This window comes from Pseudonocardia sp. Cha107L01, from assembly GCF_052566575.1.
Window position 1 is genome coordinate 4,981,746 of the sequence record NZ_CP199579.1, and the last position, 13,136, is coordinate 4,994,881.

General features: G+C 73.2%; 12 protein-coding genes. 6 read left to right on the top strand and 6 right to left on the bottom strand.

The window, feature by feature from the left end:
- Window positions 1–72 precede the first annotated feature (72 nt).
- The 4 genes from ACTXG6_RS23335 to ACTXG6_RS23350 form a co-directional block, all read right to left on the bottom strand.
- On the bottom strand, window positions 73–1,077 hold the full coding sequence (locus ACTXG6_RS23335; RefSeq protein WP_445181487.1) for a LacI family DNA-binding transcriptional regulator: 1,005 nt from the start codon (window positions 1,075–1,077) through the stop codon (window positions 73–75).
- A 235-nt stretch (window positions 1,078–1,312) separates the two neighbouring features.
- The gene (locus ACTXG6_RS23340; protein WP_445181488.1) at window positions 1,313–2,518 is read right to left on the bottom strand and encodes an amidohydrolase family protein; all 1,206 of its coding nucleotides are present in this window, start codon (window positions 2,516–2,518) and stop codon (window positions 1,313–1,315) included.
- Between the two features lie 38 nt (window positions 2,519–2,556).
- Window positions 2,557–2,940: a hypothetical protein gene (locus tag ACTXG6_RS23345; RefSeq protein ID WP_445181489.1), complete on the bottom strand. Its 384-nt coding sequence runs from the start codon at window positions 2,938–2,940 to the stop codon at window positions 2,557–2,559.
- Window positions 2,927–3,316: a Rieske (2Fe-2S) protein gene (locus ACTXG6_RS23350; RefSeq protein WP_445181490.1), complete on the bottom strand. Its 390-nt coding sequence runs from the start codon at window positions 3,314–3,316 to the stop codon at window positions 2,927–2,929. Before ACTXG6_RS23350 ends, ACTXG6_RS23345 begins: the two co-directional genes overlap by 14 nt.
- Before the next feature lie 110 nt (window positions 3,317–3,426).
- Between ACTXG6_RS23350 and ACTXG6_RS23355 the strand changes: the two genes are divergently transcribed.
- From ACTXG6_RS23355 to ACTXG6_RS23365, 3 genes are all read left to right on the top strand, one after another.
- Entirely contained in the window at window positions 3,427–6,096 is a 2,670-nt protein-coding gene (locus ACTXG6_RS23355) for a LuxR C-terminal-related transcriptional regulator (RefSeq protein WP_445181491.1), read from the top strand.
- A 51-nt stretch (window positions 6,097–6,147) separates the two neighbouring features.
- Window positions 6,148–6,906 carry an ArsR/SmtB family transcription factor gene (locus ACTXG6_RS23360; protein WP_445181492.1) on the top strand — a complete coding sequence of 253 codons (759 nt, stop codon included), beginning with the start codon at window positions 6,148–6,150 and terminating at the stop codon, window positions 6,904–6,906.
- A gap of 219 nt (window positions 6,907–7,125) precedes the next feature.
- Window positions 7,126–7,752, top strand: coding sequence for a TetR/AcrR family transcriptional regulator (locus tag ACTXG6_RS23365; protein ID WP_445181493.1), 627 nt, complete (start codon window positions 7,126–7,128; stop codon window positions 7,750–7,752).
- A 300-nt stretch (window positions 7,753–8,052) separates the two neighbouring features.
- On the opposite strand, the gene ACTXG6_RS23370 is transcribed toward ACTXG6_RS23365, so the two are convergent.
- Window positions 8,053–9,054: an aldo/keto reductase gene (locus tag ACTXG6_RS23370; RefSeq protein ID WP_445181494.1), complete on the bottom strand. Its 1,002-nt coding sequence runs from the start codon at window positions 9,052–9,054 to the stop codon at window positions 8,053–8,055.
- Between the two features lie 131 nt (window positions 9,055–9,185).
- On the opposite strand from ACTXG6_RS23370, the gene ACTXG6_RS23375 reads away from it, so the two are divergent.
- The 3 genes from ACTXG6_RS23375 to ACTXG6_RS23385 all read left to right on the top strand — a co-directional run bounded on the left by ACTXG6_RS23375 (window position 9,186) and on the right by ACTXG6_RS23385 (window position 12,012).
- Entirely contained in the window at window positions 9,186–9,608 is a 423-nt protein-coding gene (locus tag ACTXG6_RS23375; protein WP_445181495.1) for a hypothetical protein, read from the top strand.
- A complete protein-coding gene (locus tag ACTXG6_RS23380; RefSeq protein WP_445181496.1) occupies window positions 9,605–10,318 on the top strand; it encodes a GntR family transcriptional regulator in 714 nt (237 codons plus the stop codon). Before ACTXG6_RS23375 ends, ACTXG6_RS23380 begins: the two co-directional genes overlap by 4 nt.
- Window positions 10,319–10,533: 215 nt before the next feature.
- On the top strand, window positions 10,534–12,012 hold the full coding sequence (locus ACTXG6_RS23385) for an aldehyde dehydrogenase (protein WP_445181497.1): 1,479 nt from the start codon (window positions 10,534–10,536) through the stop codon (window positions 12,010–12,012).
- A 167-nt stretch (window positions 12,013–12,179) separates the two neighbouring features.
- On the opposite strand, the gene ACTXG6_RS23390 is transcribed toward ACTXG6_RS23385, so the two are convergent.
- Window positions 12,180–12,956, bottom strand: a complete 777-nt coding sequence (locus tag ACTXG6_RS23390; protein ID WP_445181498.1) for a hypothetical protein — start codon at window positions 12,954–12,956, stop codon at window positions 12,180–12,182.
- Window positions 12,957–13,136 lie beyond the last annotated feature (180 nt).

The window sequence follows — 13,136 nt, forward strand, 5'->3', positions numbered from 1 at the left end:
CCATCTGACGGTGTGGGTTCTGTGCGTCCGGCGCATTCGGGCGCCGGGGCGGCCGGGGTCGTTCAGCGTCGTTCAGCGGGCCGGCGGCCCGGTGGACGCGCGGACCACGAGCTCCACCGGCTCGGTGACCACCTCGGCGATGGTGTCGTCCGGACCGTGCCGCGCCAGCAGCTCCAGGGCGCGCCGGCCCAGCTCCTCCAGCGGCATCCGGACGGTGGTCAGCGCCGGAACCAGGTGACTGGCCAGCGGCATGTCGTGGATCGCGACGACCGAGATGTCGCCGGGCACCGAGAAGCCGAGGGCGTGCAGCGCGTGCAGCGCGCCCACCGCCGAGGCCACGTTCGCCACGAACACCGCGGTGGGCGGCGTCGGCGCGGACAGCAGCCGGTCCAGCGCGGCGGCGCCACCGGCCGGGGTGTAGTCGGCGTGCTCGATGGCGTGCGGGCCGACGGTCAGCCCGGCGTTGCGCATCGCGGACAGGTAACCCGCCAGCCGCCGCCGCGCGGTGTCCGCGCCCTCTGGGCCGGCCAGGTGCGCGATGCGCCGGTGGCCGAGCTCGACGAGGTGGTTGACCGCGAGCTCACTGCCCCGCGCGTCGTCCAGGATGACGTAGCGGTGGGATCCGGCGATCGTGCGGTTCACCAGCACCCACGGCACCTGCGAGCCGCGCAGCTGGGCCAGCTCGTGGCCGGACTCCTCACCGGCGAACAGCAGCCCGTCCACCCGGCCCTGTCCGAGCAGGTCGAGGTAGTGCTCGAGGCCCAGCCGCACGCCCCTCGAACTGGCGGTCATCAGGCCGTAGCCGAGAGTGCCGGCGGCCCGCTCGGCGCCCTTGATGATCTCGGCGTACACCGGGTTGGCGAAGTCGGGGATGAGCAGGCCGAACATGTATGCGCGCGCGGTACGCAGACTTCTGGCCGCCGCGTTCGGCCGGTAGCCGAGCTTGTCGATCGTCTCCCGGACCCGCTGGCGCGTCTCCGGCCGGACGTTCAGCCGGGGGTCGTCGTTGATCACCCGCGAGACCACCGAACGATCCACACCGGCCAGCAGCGCGACGTCGTTCAGAGTGACCTTCACCGGTCGTGCTGGGTTCGCCTCCCCCGGCATCGGCCCCCGCCTTCTCCCCGGTCCGCACCTTTGACTCCGCTGACTCCGCGAAAGGATATTCACGTTCGGCCGTTATGAGGTGCAAATCACCGCCGAGCCTGTCGACGCACGCCCCCGGGCGGCCAGCGGCGCTCCGTCACCGGCTGCCGGTGCCGGGGCTAGCGCCGCCGGGTTTGCCGCGCACCTCCCGGGTTCGACGCGCGGGTCAGAGGTTGAACAGCTTGCGGGCGTTCTCGCCCAGGATGTTGCGCTTGGCCTGCTCGGTCAGGAACGGGATGCTCATGATCCGGCCCGGTACGTCGAAGTCCCAGTGCGGCCAGTCCGACGAGTAGAGCAGGCTGTGCTCGGCGTCGACGGCCCGGAAGGTGCTCTCCAGCAGGCCGAAGTCGGTGACCTCGAGCGGCTGCGAGGTGTAGAACATCTCGCGCATGTAGTCGCTGGGCATCTTGGTGAGCAGCGGCGCGTCGGACTGGCGCAGCTGGTACTCGTGGTCGAGGCGCTGCATCATGAACGGCACCCAGGCCAGCCCGCTCTCGATCCAGATGACCTTCAGGTTCGGGAAGCGCTCGCCCATCCCGTTGATCACCCAGTTCGTCAGGTGCGTCATGTTGCAGGTGACGAACGAGATCGCGTGCGCGGACAGGAACTTGTTCATCGTCGAGGTCATCGAGTCGTTCTGGTTGGGCCCGGCGTGGAAGCCCAGCGGCAGGCCACGTTCCTGCAGTTCGGCGTAGAGCGGCATGTACTCGTTTCGGTGCACGCCGACCGAGCGCTGGCTGGTCACCAGGAACCCGATGACGCCCGGGTGGTCGGCGTACTCCCGCACCGTGCGCAGTGACGCCTCGGGGTTCTCGAACGGCAGCCCCAGCATCGTCTTGATCCTCGGGTCGGTGCCCAGGATCGTGTCGGTGAACCACCGGTTGTAGGCCATCAGCAGCTGGGTGGCCACCTCGGGGCGGGGGTGCAGGCCGATCTCCAGCATCGGCTGCGGGAAGACGACCTGGATGTCGATGCTCATCGCGTCCATGGCCCGGCGCACGAGCGTGACGTCACGGTGTACGGCGGTCTCGGTCACCGGCTCGGCCAGCGCGGCCTGGTGCAGGATCCGGCCGCCGACGTCCTGCGCGGTCATGCCGGGGGTGAAGGTGCCCAGCGCGGTCCGGTCCGCGCCCGGCCAGTTCTTGATCATCTGTTGGCCGGAGTCGCGCAGCACCGGGTTCTCGATCCGGGCGATGATGTCGGGCCAGGAGTCCAGCTCCACGTGGTGGGAGTCCACGTCGACGATGAAGTAGTCGTCGAGGTGGTAGCGCTCGGTGTCCCGGCGCGCGTTGGCCAGGATCTCGCGGGTGTCGGTGCGGGTGGTGATCTCCTGGGTGGGGTGTGGGGTCACCCTGGGTGTCGCCTGGGTCATGTTCTTCTCCGAGATGGGCGTGGTGGGAGGTGGCGTTCTCAGCCGGCGGTACGGCTGCGGGAGAACCACAGCGCTAGGTCGAACGGGTTCAGGTCGCGTGCCTTGAGCAGCGCGCAGGCCAGCACGACCGCGTCGGTGGTGGAGACCTCGGCGTCGATCGGCACGATGTCCTGGGCGGCCTGCTCGCTGACCGCCGCGTAGAGCCGGATCGCGGCGCTGAGCAGCCGGCGCAGGTCCTGCTCGGTCACCCCGGCGGCGGGCTCGGGGGGCAGCGCGCGGGCCCGGGCGGCGAGACGTTCGAGGTGACCGGCCAGTTCGGCCACGTCGGCCGGCTCGGCGGCGGCGACCGGCTCGGCGGCGTCGACCGGCCCGGCCGCGTCGACCGGCCCGGCCGCGTCGAGAACGTGCTCAGAGCGTGACATAGACAGTGCCGCCTTCCTCCTCGACGGGAAACGCGCGCAGCGTGAACAGCGGCTGCGCGGGGTGCGCGCCGGTGGTCACGCTGTACTCCGCGCCGTGCCACGGGCAGACGATGTGCAGGTCGTCCTCGTCGAACGCGGCACCGACGGTGCGCTGTGCCTCGTCGAGCAGCTCGCGGACCCTGGGCACCAGCCGCCCCTGGCAGACCGGCCCGCCGGAGTGCGCGCAGACGTTCTCGTAGGCGTACAGCGCCGTCTTGAACCGGAACACCCCGACGGTGGTCGCGCCGATGTCCACCACGAACCGCCCGCCCTCGGGTACCTGATCACTGCGGCCTATCGGATGGCGCACCGCGGCCCGCGGCTGCACAGTGGACATCGAGCCTCCCTCGTCGGTGGAATTGCCTGGTTGATGTACTCCACCAGTGAGGTTGGCCCGATCGGCAACCTGGGGAATCTGTCAACTGACTGGCCGGGGAGGGAGTCGCGATGGCGCCGAGCGGCGGCCCCGGCGACTCGGCGGTGAGCCAACTCCTCGGCGGCATCCTGGACGCGGTCCGGGCCGGCACCGGTTACGCCGCGGTGCTGCGGGCCGACCGGGGTCGGGGCAGGTCCACCGCGCTGTGGTTGCTGCGCGCCGAGTCCCGCCGGCTGGACCCGGGGACGACCGTGCTGTGGTCCAGTGGTGCCGGCGGCACTGGCTTCGACGGCTCCGACTCCTGGTGCCGGGTCGGCGAGCTGCTCCGACGTGGCCCGGTCCTGCTGCTGGTCGACGACGCGCACCTGGCCGCCGACGGGACCGCCGTTGAGCTCGGCCACCTCGGCGGCGGCGTCACCGGCACCCGGCTGGGAGTCGTGCTGACCGCGCCGACCGGGGCGCCGCTGCACCCCGACCTGGAGCGGCTGCCGGAGACGGTGCTGCCCGACCCCGGTGAGCCGGAGGTCCGGGCGCTGCTGGCCGACCGGTCCGACCGGACGCCGCCAGCCGTGGTCGCCGAGCTGCTGGCGCTGTGCGCGGCGCACCCCCTGGTGCTGCGCGAGTTCCTGCCCACGCTCGACGACGTCCAACTGCGCGGCGCCGCTCCGCTGCCCCGCCAGGCCACCCTGGGCCCGCGCTCGATGCGCCTGTTCAGTGGTCCGTGGACCGTCTTGCCGGAGCGCACCCGCCGGTGGCTGCTGGTGCTCGCACTGGGCAACGACAACCTGGCCACCTGCGTGCGCGCCGCGCGGCGGCTGGGCCTGGCACTGGACGACCTGGCCCCGGCGGAGGCGGCCGGGGTGCTGCGCACCGACTGTGGCGGCACGGTGACCTGGGGATCGCCGCTGTCGCGGAGTTCCGTCGCCCAGGCGGCCACGCTGGCCGAGTCCACCCGGGCCTACCGTGCCCTGGCCGAGGTCAGCTCGGCGCGGACCGAACCGGTGGAGCACCCGCGCTGGCTGGCCCGCGCACTGGCCGCGCCCCGGATGGAACCCGAGGCGGACCCGGGGCAGGACGAGGCCGCGTTGGTCGAGGCGATCGTCGCGCTGGCCGTCGACGGGCGGTTGCTGGAGGGTTACGAGCTGGCCCGCCATGCCGGGGCGGTGGCCACCGATGCGGCCGGGCGGCAGCGGTACCAGGTGCTCGCCGCCGGGCTGTGCTGGCTGGCCGGCTACGGGGAGCACTCGCTGGAGTTGCTCGACCAGTTGCCGTCGCCGCTGCCCGGCGCCGACGTGGACGCCTCGGCGGTGGTGCTGCGCTGGGTGATCCAGGGCCTGCGGGACTCCTGGCCGACCGGCCAGGGTGTGCTCGAGCTGAAGCCGGACCGGTCCGGGACGCACGCCGCGCCCGGGTACGCCGGCCAGGCCGCCCGGTCGCTGGGGACCGCGCTGCTCGCCGGCTGGGAGACGCTGCCGGCGGAGTCGCTGTCCGGCACGCTGGTGGCGCTGCGGGAGCTCTTCGCGCGGTACCCGGAGCCCCGGCCGGGCATGGCCGCCGCGTTGGCGAAGGTGGTCGCCGGGGACAACGACCTGGACACCGGCGAGCGGTCCGCGCTGCTGGCGGTCTCCTGGTGGGTGCACCACGACGACGCGCTGTACCCGAAGGCGTGGCCGCCGCCGCTGTTGCCGGTCTACCTCGGCGACGAGTCCGGCTACGCCCGGCAGTTCACCGAGCTCCTGCGGACCAGGCACGTCCGGGCGGCCCGCAGCACCCGCGCGCTGTTGCTGCTCAAACTGGCCACCGCGCAGTCGGCACTGGGGCACTGGCCACACGCCCTGCGCAACGCGGCGAGCAGTCGGGAGCTGGCCAGGGACATGGGGTTGTGGGCGCTGCACACGGACGCGCTCACGCTGGCCGCGTGGGTCTGCGCGGCGCGCGGTGACGAGGATGGCTGCCTCGCGCTGATGGGCGCGGCGTACCGGCAGGAGGGGCGGCGCCCCGCCGGCGGCGAGCCACGGATGGTGCAGTGGACCCTCGGTCTGCTCGGTCTGTCGATGGGCCGCCCGGCCGAGGCGTACCAGCGGCTGCGGCCGCTGCACCAGGAGCCGGTCGAGTCGCCGCAGCACCTGGCGATCCGGCGGCTGTGCACCGCCGACTTCGTCGAGGCCGCGGTACAGGTGCGGCAGTACGACGCCGCGGCCGGATCGGTCGCCGAGTTCGCCGCCTGGGTCGACGGTGGCGCCGCCGACTGGGCGCGGCTGGACCTGGCGCGCTGTCGGGCACTGACCGGCGAGGAGGGCGCGGAGCAGTGGCACCTGCGGGCCCTGGAACACCTCGGCCCGGTGGGTCGGCTGGCCACCTCCGCGCGCGCCGAGCTGAGCTTCGGTTCCTGGCTGCGCCGCCGCAAGCGCCACCAGGAGGCCAGGTCCCACCTGCGGCTGGCACAGCAGTACTTCGACCGGCTTGGCGCGCCGCCGTGGCGGGAACGCGCGCACGCCGAGCTGCGGGCGACCGGCGAGGCCACCACACACTCCGCCGGGGTGGCCGCCGCCCTGACCGCTCAGGAGTGGCAGATCGCCCGCCTCGCCGCCGAGGGCCGCAGCAACCGGGAGATCGGCGACCGGCTCGCGCTGAGCCCGCGCACGGTCGGCTATCACCTCTACAAGATCTTCCCGAAGCTGGACATCACGTCCCGCACCCAGCTGCCGCTCGCCCTGCGCGAGATCGGGGGAGCGGAGTAGACGGGGCTCGGTTCGGCCGTCGCCGAACTATCGCTGAGCTACCGTCGAGGCATGGACACCCGTACCGAACCGGTGCTCGGCGACGTCGAGATCGCCGAGATCGGCGCGCTGTTGTCCGACCGGGCCCGCTGCCGCGTCCTGATGGCACTCGACGACGGCAGGGCACTGCCGGCCAGCGTGCTCGCCGATGAGGCCGGAGTCTCCCGGTCCACGGCCAGCGGGCACCTCGGCAAGTTGACCGACGCGGGCCTGCTGTGGGTGGAGATCCACGGCCGGCACCGTTACTACCGACTGGCCGGTCCCCAGGTGGGGGAACTGCTGGAGAAGCTGACCGCGCTGGCCCCGACCCGGCCGGTGCGGTCGCTGCGGGAGGGCACCAGGGCGGCCCAGCTGCGGGCGGCGCGTACCTGTTACGACCACCTGGCCGGCCGGCTCGGCGTGGCGGTCATGGCTCAGCTGCTGGCGAAGGGTTATCTGGCGGGTGGCGACGGGCTGTTCCACCCGGACCTGGCCGGGACGGACCGGATCTCCGCGCCCGGCGGCGATGTCGACTATGCGCTCACTCCGGCCGGCCAGGAGTTCCTGGTCGAGCTGGGCGTACGGGTACCGGCCAGTGGTCGACGGCTGGTCCGCTACTGCGTGGACTGGAGCGAGCAGCGCCACCACCTGGGTGGGCGGCTGGGCAGGGCGGTGCTGGACCACTTCCTCGCCGAGTCGTGGATCATCCGCCGCGACGTCGGGCGCGCCGTCCGGGTCACCCCGGCCGGCCGGACCGCACTGGCCGACCTCTTCGGGGTCAGCTGGGGCTGACCCCTGCCCCGGCTGTCCACCTGGACGGGCGCGGCGGGCTGTGGGTGGTGGACACCAATCTGCTGCCCAGCCGGTGCTGACCATCGGGAATCTGGCGGCCGGTTGCACTGGCCACCGCGTTCGACGCCTGATGACGGTGATCCGGGTCGCCGGGAGGGTGCCGGTGACGGCTGTGACGACACCCCGGCCCGGCGACCCGGCCCGCGGCGGTGAGTGCCGGTGACGACGACGCAGCCCGGCGACCGCGATGTCGCCGCCACCGAGGCGGCCCGTCCGCAGCGCCCGCGCAGCGTGCGGGCCCGCCAGGCGGTGCTGGACGCGACGAACGACCTGCTCGACGAGGGCGGCCTGCCGGCCGCGACGATCGATGCGATCAGCGCCCGGTCCGGGGTGAGCAAGGCGACGGTCTACAAGCACTGGCCGAGCCGCACCGCGGTCGCCGCCGAGGCGTTCGGCCGGCTCATGTCGTCGGCCGTCGAGCTGCCGGACACCGGGTCCGGGGCCGCGGACCTGCGCGAACAGGTCCGGCGGGTGAGCGCGTTCTACGCCAGCCCGGCCGGCGTGATCTTTGCCCAGCTGCTGGCGGCGTCGGTCATCGACCCGGAGGCGGCGTCGTTCTTCCGGGTCTTCTTCCTGGCCGCGCGGCGCCGGGCGATCGGCGTGCTGTGGGAACGTGCGCTGGCCAACGGCGAGGTGAACCCGGACATCGACGTCGAGGTCGCCCAGGACATCCTGTTCGGCCCGCTGATCTTCCGGCTGCTCAGCGGGCACGCGCCGCTGACCGAGGAGCTGGCCGTGCAGATCGCCGACGCCGCTCTCGACGGCCTGCTCGTGCCGAGGTCCTGACCGGTCGCGGGGGTGGGGGCGCGGCGGTCGCGCGACCGGCCGCGCGGCCTGCGGTGGGACACGGTTGCCGGGGCTTTGCTCTGCGTAGGTATACGCAACAACCGGTCGGGCCCGCGCTGACCTCTCCGGTCTGTTGCGCATATATGCGCAGAGCAAAGGGCCGCCGAACGCTCCAGCCGCGCCGGCGTGCCCGCGCGGCCCGGCGGGCCCAGATGTTGCAACAACTAGACGGGCCCGGCCGCGGTGCGCGGCGTGCGCACCGCGGCCGGACGTGCGGTCGGCGACAGGCTCGCGCGATCGCTACCGGGCCGACGGCTCCGGAGTACGGCCGACGGTGCCGGGGGCGTAGCGCGCACCCTCCACCACGTCGCCGAGCGGGTCCAGCGCGCGGAGTGCGTCCTCGTCCAGCTTCACGTCCAGCGCCCCGGCGTTCTGCTCCAGGCGCTCCGGGCGCTTGGTACCGGGGATCGTCACCACGGACACCCCGAGCCGCTCGGCCTGCGCGTACACCCAGGCCAGTGCGACCTGCGCCGGCGCGGCGCCCACTCGCTCGGCCACCTCGCGGACGGTCTGGGCGATCTTCTCGTTGGCGTCGCCGGCCGCGCCCTGGAAGCGGGGGTTGTTGCGGCGGAAGTCGTTGGCGTCCAGCGTCGCGCGGTCCAGCGCACCGGTCAGGAAGCCGCGCCCGAGCGGGGAGAAGGGCACCAGTCCGACGCCGAGCTCGGCCATCACCGGGGTGACCTGCTCGACGTCCCGGGTCCACAGCGAGTACTCGCTCTGCACGGCGGTGATCGGGTGTACCGCGTGTGCCCGGCGCAGCAGCTCACCGGTAACCTCGGATAGACCCAGGTAGCGCACCTTGCCGGCCGCGACCAGCTCGGCCATCGCGCCGACGGTCTCCTCGATCTCGACGTCCTGCGGCGGCCGGTGCAGGTAGTACAGGTCGATCACGTCGACGCCCAGGCGCAGCAGCGAGGCGTCGCAGGCGCGCAGGACGTAGTTCCGTGAACCGCGGATCCGCCGATCCTCGTCGCCGCCGCTGCGGTCGATGCCGAACTTGGTGGCCAGCTGCACCTGGTCGCGGCGGCCGTGGATGGCGCGCCCGACGAGTACCTCGTTGTGGCCGGTGCCGTAGACGTCGGCGGTGTCGAGGAACGTGATGCCGAGCTCGAGCGCCCGGTCGAAGGTGGCGAGCGAGGTGTCCCAGTCGGTGGCGCCGTAGTTCTCGCTCATGCCCATGCAGCCCAGGCCCATGGCGCTGACCGTGAGGCCGGACGCGCCGAGGGCGGTGCGGGAAATCATCTGGAGTGCTCCTCTGTCGTTTCCTCGAGCCTACGTTTCCGACCCTAAGAGCTGGAGCGCACTCCAGGTCAAGCGCGGCCGCCCCGTCAGGTGCCCGGTCGAAGATCTGGTCTAGACCAATATCGCGTATAGTGACCGGCGTGGTCGGTGGGCATGCTGTGATCTCCCTGGTGGACGAGGTCGAATGCTCGCTGCGCGGGGTGTGGGACGAGGAGGCCGTCGACGAGCTCGACCACGGGCTGCAGGCGGCGGGTCGCGCGGCCGCCCGGGTGCCGGGGGACGACGAGCTACTGGTGGCCGCCCTGCTGCCCGACGTCGCGCACTCGCCGCTGCTGGCCGTTGCGGCCGCGGCGCACGACGAGATCGCCCGGAGCTGGTTGACACCGCGGTTCGGGCCCAGGGTCGGCTGGCTGGCCGGCGCGCACGTGGTGGCCAAGCGCCACCTGGCGGCCATCGATCCCGGCTACGCCGCCGACCTGTCCGCCGCGGTACGCCGGGTGGCCGAGCAGCGGACCCGGGGCCAGTACGGCGAGCCTCGGGGGGCAGGGTCATGAGCAGCACGGAGATCCGCGAGCCGAAGTACCGTGCGGTGGCCGACCACCTGACCCGGCTGCTCGAGGAGCTGGGCGAGGGCGCCGCCATCCCGACCGAGCGCGAGCTCGCCCGGCACTTCGCGGTCTCCCGGGTGACGGTGCGGCAGGCCGTGCAGGAGCTGCTGGTCGCGGGGCGGCTGCGTCGCCACGGCCGGGGCACGGTCGTCGCCGGGCCGAAGATCGTCCAGCAGCTCGTGCTCGGCTCCTACACCGAGGGACTGCACGAGCAGGGCCGGCAACCGGGCCGGCGGCTGGTGCACGCCGACCGGCTGCCGGCGTCCGCCGAGCTGGCCGCCGAGCTGGGCATCGCCGAGGCCGACGAGGTGATCGTGCTGGAGCGGGTGCTGCTGGCCGACGGGCACCCGGTCGGCCTCGAGGACACCCGGCTGCCGCTGGTCCGCTTCCCCCGGCTGCTCGCCGAGTTCGACCCGGCGACCTCGCTCTACACCTACGTGCGCTCGACCGGTGTGGAGCTCGAGACCGCCACCGAGCGCATCGAGACGGTGCTCGCCGCGCCCCGGGAGGCGATGCTGCTGGAAACCAACCCGGGCGCGCCGATGCTGCTGCTCAACCGGGTCTCCCGCGACGTCGCCGGGCGGCCGATCGAACGGGTCCGCTCGCTGTTCCGGGGGGACCGGTTCAGCTTCGTCACCACGCTGCGCCGCGGCTGAGCGGCCGCCGCGCACCGACCCGGTGGGTCAGCCGGTGCTCCGCCGGACCGTCTCCGAGGGCAGCGGGCGCTCTAGCCACGCAGCGCAGCGGGGCAGCCCGCCAGTGCGGATTCCGCCGTGCGCGGCTGTCTCGATGCTGAACTCGGCTGGTCCTCGGCGCGGTGTGCTCCTAGGTTCGGTGGGGAGTACCGACGATGTCGAGGAGGACGCAGCGGATGACGGAGCAGCTCGAACGATTCCAGATGGTCATCGGTGGCAAGCCGGTCGACGCGCTCTCGGGCAAGACGTTCGAGTCGCAGAACCCGTACACCGGCGAGCCGTGGGCGCAGGTGCCCGACGGTGGCCCGGAGGACATCGACGCGGCGGTCGCGGCGGCCCGGGCGGCGCTGGACGGCGAGTGGGGCGCCATGACCGGGTTCGCCAGGGCCGCGCTGCTGCGCCGCCTGGGCGACCTGGTGACGCAGAACGCCGAGCGGCTGGCCCGGCTCGAGGTCAACGACTCGGGCAAGCTGTACCGGGAGATGATCGGCCAGCTCAACGCCCTGGGCGGCTGGTACCACTACTACGCCGGGCTGGCCGACAAGATCGAGGGCCGGCAGATTCCGTCGCCCAACCCGAACTACCTGGTCTACACCCGCCGCGAGCCGGTGGGAGTGGTCGGCGCGATCACCCCGTGGAACTCGCCGCTGCTGCTGATGACCTGGAAGTTGGCGCCCGCGCTGGCCGCCGGTTGCACCGTGGTGGTCAAGCCGTCGGAGCACTCGCCGGTGTCCTCGCTGGGCTTCGCCGAGCTGTTCGAGCGGGCCGGGTTCCCGGCCGGTGTGGTCAACGTGGTGTCCGGGCTGTCCCGGGAGACCGGCGCGCGCCTGGCCGGGCACCCCGGGGTGGACAAGGTGGCCTTCACCGGGTCCACGGCGACCGGCCGCGCGGTGGCCAAGGCGGCCGGCGAGAACATCAACAAGGTGACTCTGGAGCTGGGCGGGAAGTCGCCGCAGGTGGTGTTCCCGGACGCCGACCTGGCCGCCGCCGCGAACGGGATCATCGCCGGGGTGTTCGCCGCGACCGGGCAGACCTGCATGGCGGGTTCCCGGCTGATCGTGCACGCCGACGTGCACGACGAGCTGATCCGGCTGATCGCGGAGCGGGCGTCGCGGATCAAGCTGGGCGACCCGAACGACGCGGATACCGAGATGGGCCCGGTGGCCAACCGGCCGCAGTACGAGAAGGTGCTCGGCTACCTGGACAAGGCGAAGTCCGAGGGTGCCACCGTGGCATACGGCGGCGCCGCCGAGTCCGGTCTCGGCGGACTGTTCGTGCAGCCCACCGTGCTCACCGGGGTCACCGCCGAGTCCACCGTGGTGCGCGAGGAGGTGTTCGGCCCGGTGCTCGCCGCGCTCACCTTCACCGAGGAGGACGAGGCGATCAAGCTGGCCAACGACACCCCGTACGGGCTGGCCGGCGCGGTCTGGACCAAGGACGTGCACCGTGCGCACCGGGTCGCGGCCAAGATCAAGGCGGGCTCGGTGTGGATCAACGCCTACCGGGTGGTGGCGCCCAGCGTTCCGTTCGGCGGCTTCAAGGCCTCCGGGCTGGGCCGGGAGAACGGCCTGCACGCGGTCGACGAGTACCTGGAGGAGAAGGCCATCTGGGTGGAGCTGTCCGGCGGCACCCGCGACCCGTTCACCCTCGGCTGAGCACCCGCCGCCCTGAGCACCCGCCGCCCAGAGCACCCGCCGCCCTGAGCACCCGCCGCGCACCCTCTCTAGGCGCGGCGCACCTACTGCGGTGGGTGTGCCGCGACGGAAGAGGGTGCGCGGTGCGACCGGCGACCGCGGACGGCGGCCGGCCCGGCGGCCGGGTGCTACCGGCGGGCCCGGGGTTTCGGCAGGATCCGGGGCCTGGCGTGCGGCGTGGCGTGCGGCCTGGCCCTCGGTCCGGCGTGTGGCCTGGCCCTCGGTCCTGCCGGTGCCACGCCCAGCGCCGGGCCCGGTACCTGGCCCAGCGCCGGGCCCAGTACCGGAAGGTGGCAGGCGCTGTTGGCGAAGATCGGCCCGCGCAGCACCGGCAGACCGGCCCTCGGGTTGAGGATCGCGGGGACCCGGCCGGTGAGCCGGCTCATGCAATCATCGGTCGCGGAACGGGTGCCGCCCTGGCCGCCGATCCACATGTCCAGGTGGGTGTCCACGCCGTCCGGTGCCGGGCTGGCCCCGGAATCCTCGACGATCACGTAGCGCCGCACCGAGGGCAGGTAGAACCGGGTGCCCGGTTTCCACTTCATGGTCGTCGGGCCGCCCGGCACCGCGACGGTGATCGGGTCTCGGTAGGTGCCCTGACCGCCGGCCGCCTTGTGCAGGATCGGGTGGCTGACGATCGCGGACAGCGGCGGCGTGTTGTCGTGGAACGAGTAGCCGGTCAGGAAGATCTGCAGCTGCCGCGCCGGGCCTCGGCTCAGGGCGGTCGTCGCCGGGCCGGCCGGGTCGGTGCTCACCGAGTCAGCGCTGGTGGAGTCAGCGCCGGCCGGGTCAGCGCCGGGCGGGTTGGCGGCGAGTGGGTCGCCGCCGGGGGGTGCATTCGGCGGCGCGGGCAGCGGGGGTGCCGGCATCGGCGCCGGGGCGGGTGCCGCGGCTGTGCTGGTCACGAAGCTGACCAGAACCGGGGCATCGGTGGAGCCCGGTCCGGTCCGGGGTGCGGCGCCGATCGGTGCCGCGGCGAGCAGTGCCGCGCCGAGGCCGAGCAGGGCCAGAAGAGCGGCTGGGAGCCGGGCTGTCGAACGTGCGCGGGACCGCGGTAATCGCGGTCGCTGGGGCCTTGTCATTGC